This is a genomic window from Oscillatoria sp. FACHB-1406 (assembly GCF_014698145.1).
Taxonomy (GTDB): domain Bacteria; phylum Cyanobacteriota; class Cyanobacteriia; order Cyanobacteriales; family Spirulinaceae; genus FACHB-1406.
Window position 1 is genome coordinate 87737 of the sequence record NZ_JACJSM010000007.1, and the last position, 14502, is coordinate 102238.

General features: G+C 50.8%; 13 protein-coding genes. 6 read left to right on the forward strand and 7 right to left on the reverse strand.

Going from position 1 to position 14502, the window contains the following annotated elements:
- Window positions 1-97: 97 nt before the first annotated feature.
- The 4 genes from H6G50_RS09795 to H6G50_RS09810 all read left to right on the forward strand — a co-directional run bounded on the left by H6G50_RS09795 (window position 98) and on the right by H6G50_RS09810 (window position 7196).
- Window positions 98-1909, forward strand: a complete 1812-nt coding sequence (locus H6G50_RS09795; RefSeq protein ID WP_190715660.1) for a serine/threonine-protein kinase — start codon at window positions 98-100, stop codon at window positions 1907-1909.
- Between the two features lie 134 nt (window positions 1910-2043).
- Window positions 2044-3489, forward strand: a complete 1446-nt coding sequence (locus H6G50_RS09800) for a hypothetical protein (protein WP_190715662.1) — start codon at window positions 2044-2046, stop codon at window positions 3487-3489.
- Between the two features lie 229 nt (window positions 3490-3718).
- Window positions 3719-6058 carry an ATP-dependent Clp protease ATP-binding subunit gene (locus H6G50_RS09805; protein WP_190715664.1) on the forward strand — a complete coding sequence of 780 codons (2340 nt, stop codon included), beginning with the start codon at window positions 3719-3721 and terminating at the stop codon, window positions 6056-6058.
- Window positions 6059-6227: 169 nt separating this feature from the next.
- Window positions 6228-7196, forward strand: coding sequence for a cysteine synthase A (locus H6G50_RS09810; RefSeq protein ID WP_190715666.1), 969 nt, complete (start codon window positions 6228-6230; stop codon window positions 7194-7196).
- A 13-nt stretch (window positions 7197-7209) separates the two neighbouring features.
- Here the strand turns inward: H6G50_RS09810 and H6G50_RS09815 are convergent, their stop codons facing one another.
- Together H6G50_RS09815 and H6G50_RS09820 are read right to left on the reverse strand one after the other, a co-directional pair.
- Entirely contained in the window at window positions 7210-7707 is a 498-nt protein-coding gene (locus tag H6G50_RS09815) for an HNH endonuclease (protein ID WP_190715668.1), read from the reverse strand.
- A 255-nt stretch (window positions 7708-7962) separates the two neighbouring features.
- Window positions 7963-8640, reverse strand: a complete 678-nt coding sequence (locus H6G50_RS09820; RefSeq protein WP_190715670.1) for a HEAT repeat domain-containing protein — start codon at window positions 8638-8640, stop codon at window positions 7963-7965.
- Window positions 8641-8884: 244 nt separating this feature from the next.
- Between H6G50_RS09820 and H6G50_RS09825 the strand changes: the two genes are divergently transcribed.
- On the forward strand, window positions 8885-9514 hold the full coding sequence (locus H6G50_RS09825) for a TetR/AcrR family transcriptional regulator (RefSeq protein WP_190715672.1): 630 nt from the start codon (window positions 8885-8887) through the stop codon (window positions 9512-9514).
- 6 nt (window positions 9515-9520) lie between these two features.
- On the opposite strand, the gene H6G50_RS09830 is transcribed toward H6G50_RS09825, so the two are convergent.
- On the reverse strand, window positions 9521-10042 hold the full coding sequence (locus H6G50_RS09830; RefSeq protein ID WP_190715673.1) for a hypothetical protein: 522 nt from the start codon (window positions 10040-10042) through the stop codon (window positions 9521-9523).
- Window positions 10043-10209: 167 nt separating this feature from the next.
- Here H6G50_RS09830 and H6G50_RS24385 point away from each other — a divergent pair, with 167 nt between their 5' ends.
- Entirely contained in the window at window positions 10210-10332 is a 123-nt protein-coding gene (locus H6G50_RS24385) for a hypothetical protein (RefSeq protein WP_277882678.1), read from the forward strand.
- 170 nt (window positions 10333-10502) lie between these two features.
- Here the strand turns inward: H6G50_RS24385 and H6G50_RS09835 are convergent, their stop codons facing one another.
- The 4 genes from H6G50_RS09835 to H6G50_RS09850 form a co-directional block, all read right to left on the reverse strand.
- On the reverse strand, window positions 10503-10856 hold the full coding sequence (locus tag H6G50_RS09835) for a DUF1257 domain-containing protein (protein WP_190715675.1): 354 nt from the start codon (window positions 10854-10856) through the stop codon (window positions 10503-10505).
- Between the two features lie 143 nt (window positions 10857-10999).
- Window positions 11000-12517, reverse strand: coding sequence for an AAA family ATPase (locus H6G50_RS09840; protein WP_190715677.1), 1518 nt, complete (start codon window positions 12515-12517; stop codon window positions 11000-11002).
- 65 nt (window positions 12518-12582) lie between these two features.
- On the reverse strand, window positions 12583-12939 hold the full coding sequence (locus tag H6G50_RS09845; RefSeq protein WP_190715679.1) for a hypothetical protein: 357 nt from the start codon (window positions 12937-12939) through the stop codon (window positions 12583-12585).
- 104 nt (window positions 12940-13043) lie between these two features.
- Window positions 13044-14468 carry a DnaJ domain-containing protein gene (locus H6G50_RS09850; RefSeq protein ID WP_190715681.1) on the reverse strand — a complete coding sequence of 475 codons (1425 nt, stop codon included), beginning with the start codon at window positions 14466-14468 and terminating at the stop codon, window positions 13044-13046.
- Window positions 14469-14502 lie beyond the last annotated feature (34 nt).

The window sequence follows — 14502 nt, forward strand, 5'->3', positions numbered from 1 at the left end:
ATCTATTATCAATTATTCCCTTAGATATCTTGCGTTGATGGCTGAAGGGTGCAAAAATCAAACAACGTTCTCGTCACTGCATCGATCGCGCCTTCTTATGCTCGGACAAATTCTGCGCCAACGCTACAAAATCCTTCGCCAACTCGGAGAAGGAGGATTCGGGAAAACCTTCCTAGCTGAGGATTTGGATATGCCCGTCAATCCGAAGCCGAAGTGCGTGGTGAAGCAACTTCACCCGCAAATGCTCGATCCGGCGATGGTGCGGCGCTTCGAGAAGGAAGGAGAAATTCTCTATAGATTGGGACAGCAGAACCCGCAAATTCCCGATGTTTACGCTTATTTTCAGGAAAATGGCGAATTTTACCTGATTCAAGAATTTATTGAAGGCCACAACTTAGAAGAGGAAATCGGTACGGGAAAGCGCTGGACGGAGGCGCAAACGCGAACCTTTTTGCAAGAAGTTTTAGAGATTTTGGCATTTGTCCACAAAAATCAGGTGATTCATCGCGATATTAAACCGTCGAATATTATGCGACGAGATCGCGACGGCAAACTGGTCTTAATCGACTTCGGAATCGTCAAAGAAATCGTCCAAGGCGGGGCAGATCCAGAGCGCACTTCCGGACAAACCCTCGCCATCGGTACGCCGGGATATATGCCTGCCGAACAAAGCACGGGGCAACCGCGCTTCAGCAGCGATATTTATGCGTTGGGAATGACCGCAATTCATGCCCTCACCGGCGTTTCGCCCGATCGCTTGCAAACAGACGAGCGAGGCGAGGTAATTTGGCAGCATTTAGCTTCAGTGAGTCCGGGTTTTGCCGCTATTCTCTCGAAAATGACCGCCTATTATTTTGGCGATCGCTATGCGAATGCTCCAGAAGCCCTACAAGCCCTTACCACTACCAGCCCCCCCACCCCAGCAGCAGCCCCAGTTAATCCCCCCAGCGTCGTAGCAGCAACCGTTGCTGTCGGCGGACATTCCCCCGCTGCGCCGCGTTCTCCCGCAGGAGGTTCGGGATCGATTCCCGATCCCAATTCCTCGTCGCGCTGGCCAGTTATTGCTGGAGTTGCGATCGCGGGAATTGCCGCCCTCGCCCTCTTGATTGGCTTGCTTCCGCCGCTGTTTCGCCGCGCTTCTACCCCCTCCGAACGTCGGGAAGTCTCCTCTCAACCGTCGGCTAGTCCCTCACAAAATGCCCCGCGAGCGAGCGATTCTCCCTCTTCTACCTCATCAGGAAGCGATCGCGTTCCAGCTTCTTCCACCCCTTCAGGAAGCAATCGCGCTCCAGCTAACCCCACCGATTCAGGAAGCGATCGCGCTCCAGCTTCCCCCTCCGATTCAGGAAGCGATCGCGTTCCAGCTAACCCCACCTCATCAGGAAGCGATCGCGTCCCGGCTTCCTCTCCCCCTCTCCCCGTCCCCCCCTCTCCCCGTCCCCCCGTCCCCCCCTCTCCCCGTCCCCAAACCCAGGGCGTTCCTGCCTTCCCCCTCGATACGGCGCGCCGAGATGTCGAAGCGACGCTCGGACAACCTACGAGAGACTTGCGCGGCGCATACGGCAATACGCGCGCCGTGGTCTACAACGGCGTTCGCGATGGCGTAGATCTCGGCTATCTGTTCGATCGCAACTCCGGGCGCATTCGTCAAACTGAGGCATCTTTCCGTCAATCTGTCAACCTCCCGACGGCCCAGCAAACCTTAAACGATCTCTTAGACGGTCAAGCACCCGATGCAGTCAGACAGGGACTCGATCGCGTTTATCGGCGACAACTCGACAACTATCGCTATCAAGTTGGTGGGGCAAAAGTTCAAATCGTGCGCCAAGATTGCGGCGATATCTATGTCAGTATTTGGGACGAGCGACTGCACGATTTCGTTGAATTCCAACAGGTCAGACAGTGTTAAAATTTCCCGACCATTTTACGCGAGCAGCGATTTGCGGTAATCTGTTAAGCTTGAAACTTCCGATCGCAGGACGGAATTAGAAAGTAAAAAATTTAAGCGAACTGCTGACCCCTGTTACTCGCATCTTACCCAGTATGGCTGCACTGATTTCTCCAACTGTCGATTTATTGCTATACGATTTGCGTCATGAATCGGGGCAAAGTTTGGAAGATATTCAAGAAAATCGCAATCTTTTTATCAAAAAGTTTCCGGCGAATTTTACCTCAATTGACTGGGAAAAAGATAATCGTTCTGAGGCAGAATTTGTCGAATTACTCGATGAGAGAACGCAGATTGAAAATCTACAGATTGCTTCGCCGGAATTTCAAGGTTATTGCTATCCCGTGCGCATCCAAGAGGCTTATGGATTGCTCCTCAGTTGTGGCGTTCGAGACAAATACTTACCGTATTCAGTCGCTTATTCTTCCAAAATCAAGCATATTTTAGAGCAAGCTTTACAAGGACAGTCAGGAAGCTTGGGACAAACTTGGATGATTTCGGCTTATATAGAACCCTTTACTTATACCCAAGCAACGGCTTTAGCGAAAGAGTGCTACAAAAGCTTTATGGAAGGGGGAAGTTGGGAAGAAAATTTAACCAGTACGAGTAATTTTTTAGGGGGGAAATTATTTGAACTGTGGAGCTTCGATCCTTCGTTAGAATCGCTCACTGAAGAGATGGAAGTCCCTAAAGAGGTAGAAAAAGTTAATCGAAGCCATCACGTTATTATTGCGATTTATCCGAGTCTAGAGATAGCATCATCAGCAACCTATTTTATTGCCGAATGGTTGCGTTTATTTTGCTACCGGCATCAAGTGCTTTGGCACTACCGTCAGAGTCGGTTATTAAAAGAATTATTAGTCGCCGATCGCGTCGATATTCAACGTTACTTTGAAAATGTCGGGAAAGGAAAGGCGAATTCGAGTTCTCTCGAGCAAATCGAAGAAAAACTCGAATTTATCCGCGCGATGTTTGTTGATTACAGCCTCGATCTCAACGAACTGCAACATAAAATTGCAGCGATGGACTTGAGTTTGGAGCTATACAACCAACATAGCAGCGCCCTAGCGACCAGTGTGGCAGCCGAAAATTTATCGGGAGATTTGGCGTTTTTGGGACAATTTGCGACTTTGGCGCGCGATCGCTATTTGCGGTTTTTACAAAAAGATTTTGAAACGGCGAAGGGCGGTTTAGAATTGCTCGAACTGGCGATTCAACTCCTGCGCGCGGAAGTTTCCGTCAGTCAAGCAAAAGGCGATCGCGAAACGGCGCGGCAAAATCGTACCTTCCAAAATACCGCTTTGATTTTAGGAACGGGAATCGGTAGCGGTATCGCGACGGCAACCCTCGCAGCGCGCGGTCCTGCGATCGAGCAAAAACAAATTCAAGCTACCCTCGCTACGCCTGCGGGACAATTTATGTCTAAAAATCTTGCCATCCCGCCGTCCTGGATCGTTCTCAGTTCTGCGGCTCTGTTGAGTTTAATCGTAGCCGCGATCGCGTCGCTCGTCATGGGAACCATTGTGGCGATACGGGAGTAGAGAACAGAAGGTTAGAGGCGATCGATCCACGGGGTAGAAAAGAAAAAATATAACGGTATAGCAAAGGTTTCGGACGCTAAGGATCGTTAGCGTAATTTGCAATTTTCAACTACCCCATTCCCGATTACGGTTTACCCCACTGCGTAAAATTATCCTGAATGACTACAGTGGAAAGAGAAAAATAATTAAGAAGCGTAAATCCACGTAATCACCTTATTCTATCGCTACTATGTTTGAACATTTTCTTGACGTTGCGATTAAGTCAGTCATTATTGCCCAGGAAGAAGCTCGACGGACGGGGCATAACTTGGTCGGCACGGAACAATTATTATTAGGGTTGATTGCGGAAGGAACGGGAATCGCTGCAAAACTTCTGTCTCAGCAGGGCGTAACCCTCCAAGCAGCCCGCGTTCAGGTCGATGAGTTAATCGGTCGCGGCCCGGGTTATGTCCCGGCGAATCTTCCCTTTACGCCGAAAGCGAGGGCAGTGTTTGAGGAGGCGCTGGCAGAAGCGCGCCGTCTCGGACAAAACGCGATCGCGACCGAACACATTTTACTCGCTCTCCTCAAAGATACCGATACAGTTGCCATTCGGGTGTTACAAAATCTCGGAGTCAATCTCGAGACCTTGCGCACGGCTATCATTCGCGCGATCGGCGAAACGGCAGCGGCAAAACCCGTTCGCAACAATCGCAAAGGCAATCCGTTCTCGGGCGAACCGCAAAGCCAACATTTCAATTTAGCGGAATTTAGCACGAATTTAACCCAACAAGCGCGGGAAGGAAAACTCGATCCCGTTGTCGGACGCGATGCTGAAGTTGCCCGCGCCATCCAAATTTTGGGCCGTCGTACCAAAAATAATCCCGTTCTCGTCGGCGAACCCGGAGTCGGAAAAACTGCGATCGCTGCTGGAATCGCCCAGCGTATTGTCAATGGCGACGCACCAGAACTGCTGCACGACAAACAGGTTATTAGTGTCGATATGGGCGCAATGGTGGCGGGAACCCGCTTTAGGGGAGAATTTGAGGAACGCCTCAAGGGAATGGTCGATGAAGTCCAGCGCGCGGGGAATATCATCCTGTTTATCGACGAAATCCATACTCTCGTCGGTGCGGGGTCGATTGAAGGCGCGATGGATGCGGCGAACCTCCTCAAACCGGCGCTGGCGCGCGGTGAGTTGCAGTGCGTCGGCGCAACGACCTTAGATGAGTATCGCCAGCATATCGAGTCCGATGCGGCTTTGGAACGTCGCTTCCAAAAGGTGATGGTCGGCGAACCGTCGGTTGAAGATGCGATCGCGATCTTACAAGGTTTGCGTTCTACTTATGCCGATTTCCACAACGTCCAGTTTACCGATTCTGCCTTGGAAGCAGCGGCGAAGCTCTCAGATCGTTATATTCGCGATCGCTTCCTCCCGGATAAAGCCATCGACTTAATCGACGAAGCTGGTTCTCGCGCTCGCTTGCAGCATTCCGCCGCCCTCAAATCCACCCTCGAGGAACCCACCGTTCCCGTTGTCGATAGCGAAACAATTGCCCAAATTGTCGCCGCTTGGACGGGGATTCCGGCGAATAAATTAACCGCCGCCGAATCGGAAATGTTGCTGCATTTAGAAGCCAACTTACACGAGCGCGTTATCGGACAAAACGAAGCCGTAACTGCCGTCGCACGCGCTATCCGCCGTTCTCGTGCGGGGATCGGCGATCCCAACCGCCCGATCGCGAGTTTCGTCTTCTGCGGGCCTACCGGAGTCGGGAAAACCGAACTTGCTAAAGCCCTCGCTGCTTACCTTTTCGGTTCCGATGACGCGATGATTCGCCTCGATATGTCGGAATTGATGGAATCGCATACGGTATCGAAACTCATCGGTTCGCCGCCGGGATATGTCGGACATGAGGAAGGCGGACAGCTTACCGAAGCAGTACGTCGCAAACCTTATTCGGTTGTCCTGTTCGACGAAATCGAGAAAGCGCACCCGGATGTGTTTAACCTCCTGTTGCAATTGCTCGATGACGGTCGCCTCACGGATGCGCGCGGTCGCGTCGTAGACTTCAAGAATACGATCGTGATTATGACCTCGAATATTGGCTCGAAGGCGATCGAAAAAGGCGGTAGCGGGATTGGTTTTGAGTTTGCTGATAACCTCGCGCAAGTGCAACAACAACGCATTCGCGGTAGCGTCACCGATAACCTCAAGCAATTCTTCCGTCCTGAGTTTCTCAACCGCCTCGACGAAATCATCGTTTTCGAGCCGTTGCAGAAAGCCCAAGTGCAGCAGATTGCCGAGATAATGGTGAAGGAAGTGCGCGATCGCGTTTGGGAAATCCACGGTTTGAATTTGGAAGTGCGCGATCGCTTCCAAGACTACGCCGTTAAAATCGGTTACGATCCTGCCTACGGCGCGCGTCCCCTCCGTCGTGCGTTAACCAACCTTCTCGAAGATAACCTCGCTGAAGCTATCCTCGAAGGACGAGTTAATGAAGGCGATACGGTTATTGTCGATCTCGACGATGATGGGCGGGTGCAAGTTTTCCCCCTCGTCCCGCAATCCGTCCTGCAAGCTGTATAAATCTCAAGGCTTAACCCCGTTTGAACGGGTTAAGAGGATGAAACCCTTGCTGTAGGGACGTTAAATCTTGCTGTAGGGACGTTAAATTTAACGTCCCTACTTTAACGTTGCGGAGCGATCGCGCCTACAATTAAAAATGAGAAAGAACCGCAGATATCGAGCAAGCAACATGGAGATTAAAGACGGTTTCGTCGGCACAGTCGGCAATACCCCCCTGATTCGCTTAAACAGTTTCAGCCAGCAAACCGGCTGCGAAATTCTCGGCAAAGCTGAATTTCTCAATCCCGGCGGTTCGGTCAAAGATCGCGCCGCTTTATTCATCATTGAGGATGCCGAAAAGCAAGGTCTTCTCAATCCCGGCGGTACGGTTGTCGAAGGGACGGCGGGTAATACCGGCATTGGTTTAGCCCATATTTGTAATGCCAAAGGCTATAAATGCCTCATCGTCATTCCCGAAACTCAATCGCCAGAAAAAATCGAACTGCTGAGAACATTAGGTGCAGAAGTTCGCACCGTTCCCGCTGTTCCCTATAAAGATCCCAATAATTATGTCAAACTCTCCGGTCGCCTTGCCGCAGAAATGGACAACGCGATTTGGGCCAATCAATTTGATAACTTAGCCAATCGCCGCGCCCACTACGAAACCACCGGGCCGGAAATTTGGGAACAAACCGACGGTAAAATCGATGGTTGGGTCGCCGCGACGGGAACGGGAGGAACTTATGCGGGCGTAGCTTTATTCCTGAAAGAAAAAAATCCCGATATTCAATGCGTTGTTGCCGACCCGATGGGCAGCGCGCTGTATAGTTACGTTAAAACCGGAGAACTGACAACAGAAGGCAGTTCGATTACCGAAGGGATTGGCAACAGTCGCGTTACGGCGAATATGGAAGGCGTACCGACCGACGATGCCATTCAAATCGGCGATCGCGAGTGCATTCAAACCATCTATCAATTGTTGCGCGAAGATGGGTTATTTATGGGCGGTTCGGTCGGAATTAACGTCGCCGCTACCTGCGCTTTAGCCCGAAAACTCGGCCCCGGACATACAATTGTTACGGTACTGTGCGATGGCGGTTCGCGCTATCAATCGAAACTGTTTAATCGCGACTGGCTGAAGGAAAAGGGATTACTTTAGTGCATAGTGGGGTTTAAATTCCAATTGCATACTTTTTCCACTCGGGATTGCGACCGCTTTTCACGTAGCGGGCAACTTCAAAGTGGAGGCTGCTATAAGGTCGGCGGGGCTGCGTTCTCAGCGGCATCGAAGCTTCAGCGGGCGTGCGGTTGCCCTTGTTGACATTGCAGCGAACGCAAGCCGAAACGAGATTTTCCCATATATCCTGACCGCCGCGCGATCGCGGAATCACATGATCCAAGGTCAGGCTATCCCCTTTATAGCTACAGTATTGACAAGTATGGTCGTCGCGTTCTAAGATGTTTCGCCGAGTCAGCGGAATTTCTCGGTAAGGCACTCGAACGTAGTAGCGAAGCCGAATCACGGTGGGAACCGGAAATTCTGAATAGACGTAGTGTTGTTGGTACTCTAGCTGTTCTGCCTTACCCTTCAGCAAAAGTACGACCGCTCGTCGCCACGTTGTGATGTTGAGCGGTTCGTAGGAAGCGTTCAAAACGAGAACCTTGCTCATTTGTTTTTAACAGTTGCCAAAACCTACCAAAGATGGTAGCACACTAGAAGTGTAAAACTGCTTTCCCTGCTCTGCGGTAGCCTTGCAAGCCGAGAGAATCGCAAATTAGGCAGAACAGATAAACAGACTCAATGGCACGGATTTCAGGAGAGTTGGGAGCGTCCAAACTCCCCTTTATCAAGGTTTGTGGTATTAGTCCCTACCGCTTTAAGTGCCATTCAATCCAACGGATAATGATTAATTATTAATTTTTAATTAAACATCGATTCCGCCATCAAGCCGCTTTAAGGAATGAGTCGCTGCTGCACGAACGCCAGCATTGGTATCTTTTGTTAAGAAAATGAGAGCGGAGCGACTTTTGGGAGTGGGCAAATTCCCCAGCGCTTCGGCAAGGCGCTGCCGTATCAGCCAATCTTCAGATGCAGCAAAGCGAAGGATTGCCTCGACAGCATCGATAGCTCCTATTTCCCCAATAGCAGAGATAGCTGCTTGCTGCAACAAAATTTCTTTGCTCTCGAGAGCTTGAAGCAAAAGTTGTTTGGCGCGGGAATCTTGGAGGTTGCCGAGAGAAACTGCCGCACTAAACCGGACGAGCCATTGGGTATCTTCGTAAAAAGCGCGCGCCAGCGGTTCAAAAGCGCGAATATCGCCGAGATATCCGAGCGCTCCGGCGGCCTCAGCGCGAATGCCATAATCGGGATCGGTTTCGAGCAATTTAATCAGGAGCGGATAGCATTCTTCGGTGTGCTTTACGCCGAGGGCAAAAATTGCCATCGATCGCACCGGCAGCATTTCATCGTACAAAACTTTCTGAATCAGGGGAACCGCATCTCGAGCGGGAACGGTTTGCAACGCCGCCAGAGCCAATAAGCGATCGCGAGAATCGCTACTCTCGAGTTGGCGGGCGATCTCTTCTAATCCAATTTGAGTCATGGCGACCTCCGGAATAAATATCAACAATTGTAACGAATTTCTAAGGATTGGCGGCGCTCGGAAATCCGCCCTCAGTTGTTCGTCACCCGTTCGGTTGGCTTTGCCGCAGGTCTGAGTGCGCCCTCTCCCAAAGTTGGGTTAACCGGCTTAAAGCAGGAATTTTTGTGAAGCTTTTGGCACGATCCCCGATTCGTATATGAGAATGGCCTAACAGGCCTTTATTGCTTTCACGCCCTTAGCGCTTATGCAACTGTTTCACCGACGACCCGCTGATGAAATACCAACGGAGGAAGATACGCGCACTCGCATTTTGAACGCTGCCTTAAAGTTGTTTGCCCGCCAAGGCTACGATGCAACCACAACTAAAGATTTAGCAGCAGCGGCGGGCGTGGCAGAAGGAACCCTGTTTCGACATTTTGTCAATAAGAAAGCAATTTTGGTGGAAGTCGCAACGAAGGGATGGGTAGATATCCTCACCGATTTGCTGACGGAGTTGAGCGAGATGGGGAGTTACAAAGCAGTGGCGCAGGTGATGCGTCGGCGAATGTTGCGAATGTGGGAAAGCAGCGATTTGATGCGGGTCTGCTTTATGGAAGCGCAATTTCATCCCGAATTGCGCGATCGCATCCAGTTAGAAGTCATCACCAAAATGACCGACGTGGCGGAAGCCTTTTTCCAAACCGCAATGGATCGCGGGATTTATCGACGCACTAACCCAAAAATTGTCGCTCAAGTCTTTTTAGGGATGTTCGCGATCGCGGGCTTCTCCGATCGCACCATCATCAACCCCAACGCCTCCCCCCGAGAAATGCAAGAAATGGCTGAAGGCATTGCCGATATTTTTCTGCACGGAGTCCTCGCCAACGACGCTTAGCGTTCCTTAATAGCCCAGCGGCGCATTATTATTGGCCGGAGTTTCCTGCTTTTGCTCTTCGGGAGTCGGCTTCTGTTGCGATTGCACCGAAGCCGGATAAAGATAAATCGTTTGGCTGGGCGAGGGAAACACTAAACCCGTTTCCTTATTCTGGGCTTGTTTGGCTAGCTGATGCTTAAAAGTTTCATCAGCTGCTGTTAGGCTGCGCGTCTCTCGTTGCAACCGTTCCAGCGTTTGATACGCTTCGCTCCACTGCTGTTGGAGATAGACTGTTGCCGCGTAGAGTGCTAGCGCCGCACCAATTAAAGAAAACGCCACAACCGAAGAACCCCGCTGCAACAACACCAGTATTTCTAGCAAAGGGGGTAGAGAACGCGCCGAAGTCGTTCGCGAAGGTTGGGAAGCCCCAGAAGCCGCTCGGGAACGATGCGCGCGCAAACCTTCTCTCACTCGAGCCGTTTTGACAGGAGGCGACTTTTTGACTCTCGGTCGCCTTAAACCTCTCGGATCGCGGGGTGAAACAGACATAAGCAGTTAAACATACAGCCAATTGCGATACAATCCTAACATTCAATGCTCGCTAGCCACTTTTGACCCGAACTAAATGGACGGATTTCACCCAAGCCATCCTTCAATTTTTGTGCTAATGTTGCAAAAGTAAATACAACCTAACAGTTCTTTACAGGAGCAATTAAATGACTAAGAAATTTTTAACTTTAGCTTGCCTTTTTGCTTTAGCTCTGCCTTTAGTCGCTTGCGGCGGTGGGGATAAGGCTCCTAGTGAATCGCCGGCTTCTCCGACTGAATCGCCCTCGTAATAACTAGGAATTGCCAAGCGTTTTTCTAGCCATTCTCTAAAATATTAAATTGGGCTTTGCTCCATGCAAGCAAAGCCCGACTACTTGCCAATCTTAAATTTGAAATTTGGCAGAAAAAAGGGGTTAACCTTACCAGGTCAACCCGCAAGCTTGGGAACGCGCATCGATCGCTACTGCTGCACAACCAGCTTAACGTTAGCATTTTGCAAACCGCGTTGCTTCACTTCTGCCAGGGTTTTATTAACAGCGTATTTTTGGTTGATCGAATTGATCAATTCGGTTTGATTGTGCTTCTTGGCAACGCCCCAGAGATCGGCGATTAAATCGTAAGTGCCGTCGCTGTTGCAGGACCAGCCGAGATCGTATTCGCCATCGAGAACGGCAACCAAATCGGCACGGACGCGCTGACCGTTGTAGCCGCGCACATCAGCGCTGGACTTGGTGGAGATGCCGAGGTCTTGCAAAGAAGCCTTGAGGATTTCGACATCGGTGATTTTGGTACGGAGGGTGCTAAAGTGAGACATTATTGGATTTCCTCTTAACTCTAAAACGACAGTTGTTGGTTTGGGTTTGCCGCTAACTTGGGGAAAAGCGGCGTTTTGGGTTGTGCTGCTAGCAATCGATTTGCTAGCCTTAGCCCCCGTATCGCTACGGGAGAAAGCCTGTTTTACGATTCCAATTGCAGGTATTCTGCAATGGCGGCGGCGGCAGGTCGGGCGCGTTGCCTTGCCCAATCTCTCAGGGCAGTGACCTGTTCCATCATCGTGCGGGACAGAGGGAGTGTGGCTTTGAGAGCGGCGATGATGTCTAGCTGCGTGAATTCGCGTTCTTGCGCGAAAGCTTCGTACATGGCAGCGACAATCGCTTGCTCTATCTCTGCACCGGAAAATCCGTCGGACATATTGGCAAGCTGATGTAAATCGAAGCGAGATATTTCATTGCGTCGCTTGCCAAGGTGAATTTGGAAAATCTGTTGGCGTTCTTCAGTGGTCGGTAAATCAACGAAGAAGATTTCGTCGAAACGTCCTTTGCGTAAAAACTCTCCAGGAAGCCGCTCGATGCGGTTTGCGGTTGCCATGACGAACACGGGAGAGGTTTTTTCTTGCATCCAAGTCAGGAAGGAACCGAAGATGCGGCTACTCGTACCGCCGTCGGAATCAGCAGAACCCGTACCGCCTGCAAAGGCTTTGTCGAGTTCGTCGATGAAGAGGATAACGGGGGAGATCGATTCGGCTGTTTTGAGCGCGTTCCGCAGGTTGGCTTCCGATCGCCCGACCATCGAACCATCGTAGACTCGACCCATATCTAAACGCAGGAGGGGCAATCCCCACAGACGCGCTGTAGTTTTGGCGATTAAGGATTTACCGCAACCCGGTACGCCGAGGATTAACATCCCCTTGGGCTGGGGCAAGCCATATTCTCTGGCGCGCTCGGTGAAGGCGTTTGAGCGCTGCTTCAACCAGCGTTTTAATTCTTCTAAGCCGCCGACGGAAGCAAGGGTTTCGTCTTCTTCGATATATTCGAGGATGCCGTTGCGACGAATGAGTTGCTTTTTCTCGGAGAGGACGATTTCAACTTCTTCTTCAGTGAGACGACCCGTCTTGACGCAAGCTTTTCGATAAACTTTTTCGGCTTCGTCTTTGGTTAAGCCGAGGGCAGCTTTAAGGAGTTTTTCCCGCGTGTCGGTGGTCGTGCGCTGCTTGTTTCTGACGCGATCGAGTTGTTTGGATAGCACCCGGTCTAATTCGTTGAGATTGGGAAGGGCAAAGTCTAAGACGACCACTTCTTTTTCCAATTCAATCGGGATTTGCTGAACCGGCGACATCAGAATAATAATTTTTTCGGTTCCTTTAAAGCTCGCGATCGCATCTCTTAACCAACGAGTGGTTGCAGGCGCGTCGATAAAGGGGTGCAAATCTTTAAAGATAAATATACCCGGTTCTCGATGCTGCACGACCCATTGGATGGCAGCTTCGGGCGAAACAGTGTTGTGCTGGGTAACGCTGCGGGGTTGGCCGTGTTCGACTAAACCGTGAGTGACAGTCCAGACGAAGACTCGACGTTGTTGGGTTTTGGCTTTGGCAATCTCGTCGGCGATCGCCTGTTCCGCTCTTTCCTCTTCAGACGTGACGAGGTAAATCAGGGGATATTGAGCTTGAATGAGAATACTTAGCTCTTCTTTCATGACTATCGACCTAGCGTTGAATACGGCACAATCCCTAACCTCGTTGCTAGATTTCGGCCTTCGATTTAGCTGGTTAACAAGGGAACCAATTCTTCCGAAGCATCCGAGCTAGCACTGACTGTTTCTTCTCGAACTTTGGGGGGTTGGACTTCCTCAGACAAGACACCCGGTTGATTTTTGAGGGAAATCAATTCGCCATCCCGCTCGATTATGGGGCTATGGCATTCCGGACAGGCATATACCCGATGCGTCCTCCCGTGGGCGGGTTCTGCTTCTTCGACCACTTCAGGATTTTGGAGGTAGAACTGGATAGCTCTCTCGACCATTGACGACATCGATTCGGCATCTACTGCTGCTCGAATTTTTAGCTGTCGATGAATTCCTGGTGGAAGATAAACTGTGACCTTCTGCTTGTCTTGCATTTCTCTTACTAAGTGTTCTACCCGGGTATGCTATGCAAGCTTACTGGGTTTACTAGGGGCTGTCAAGACAGTAAGCTGCTATGACGGCAATATTGTTACATTAGTTAATAATTGGACTGCCAAAGGGCGATCGCGCCGTCGGCAGAACTGCTGGTAAGGCGCTTACCATCAGGGCTAAAGGTAATAGCAAGAACCCGCTGGCGATGACCCGATAGCGTACAAAGTTCTCGCTCGCTCGGAAGCTGCCATAGTTTTACGGTATTATCCCAACTGCCCGTTGCCAGGAGAGTGCCATCGTTATTAAATGTAATGGTGGAAACGCGATCGCGATGTCCGGTTAGCACGTGCGGTTCTGGACGCTCGAGATTCCACAACTGAATCGCGCGATCGAGTCCCCCCGTCGCAATGGTTTTTCCGTCTGGGGAGTAGGCAATGCTTAAAATTCCGGAATTCCCCCGCAGAGAACGAATCAGCTTTCCCGTTTCGAGATCGCGAATTCTCAGCGACTTTTCCCAACCGCCACTCGCAAAGCTTTTTCCGTCCGGACTTATGGCGATCGCGCAAACCTCCGCCCCATAGCCCTTGAGATCGGCTCGAATCCTTCCCGTTGCGACCTCCCAGAGCTTAACAGTTTTATCGGCACTACCGCTGATTAAGGCGCGATTGTCCGGAGTCAAAGCGATCGCCGTAACCTTATCGGTATGTCCGCTAGAACGCCCGCCAAAAGAACGAATGGGCGATCGCGACTTTAAATCCCAAAGCTTAATCATTCCATCCGCGCTTCCACTCACCAAAAATTGCCCGTTGGCACTGAAAGCAAGGCTATAGAGGGGTTTTCCAGTATCTCGAAACGTACAAAGATTTTGTCCAGTCTTTACCTGACAGAGCTTTATCGTGCCATCACTACTGGCGATCGCGAAAATATGCCCTCGAGGGTGAATGGCGATCGCGTCAACCGTTCCCCGATGGGTGCAGAAAAGGCGCACCTGCCTCCAAAGTGACGGATTTGCCTGAGACGAGGGTTCGGGGGCAGAAGTTGAGGAAGATTGACACTGGAGTTTTAATTCGGCAGCTTTGCAAAAATCAGCTTCTGCCCGGTTTTGATAGCCCAGCTTTTCGTTGAGAAAGCCGCGATATTGGTAAGCTTGAATGTATTGCGGGTTGAGGTGAAGGGCGGCAGTGAAATCAGCGATCGCCTCTAATAGGTTTCCCGCTTCTGCATTAGCAACGCCCCAGTTATAACATTCCTCCGGTGAAGTTGGGCGGGTTGAAGCTCTGGTGGACTTCCCACTCGTTTCGTTGCCAGCACTCCGCGCGGAGAAGTTCCCCTCCAAACCGCTTCTAAGATATTCATACGCCTCGGCAATCTGCTTGAACTTCTCCTCTGCTTGTTGCTTCAATACTTCGTCACCAACAAAAAGATCCGGATGCCAAGTACGGGCGAGTTGGCGATACGCTTGCTTAATCGCTTCGGGCGATGCGCCCGCTTTAAGTCCTAAAATCGCATAATAACGGTCGAGAGACTTCATCTTAATTGTTGTGCTGTCCGGTTCCTACTCAATG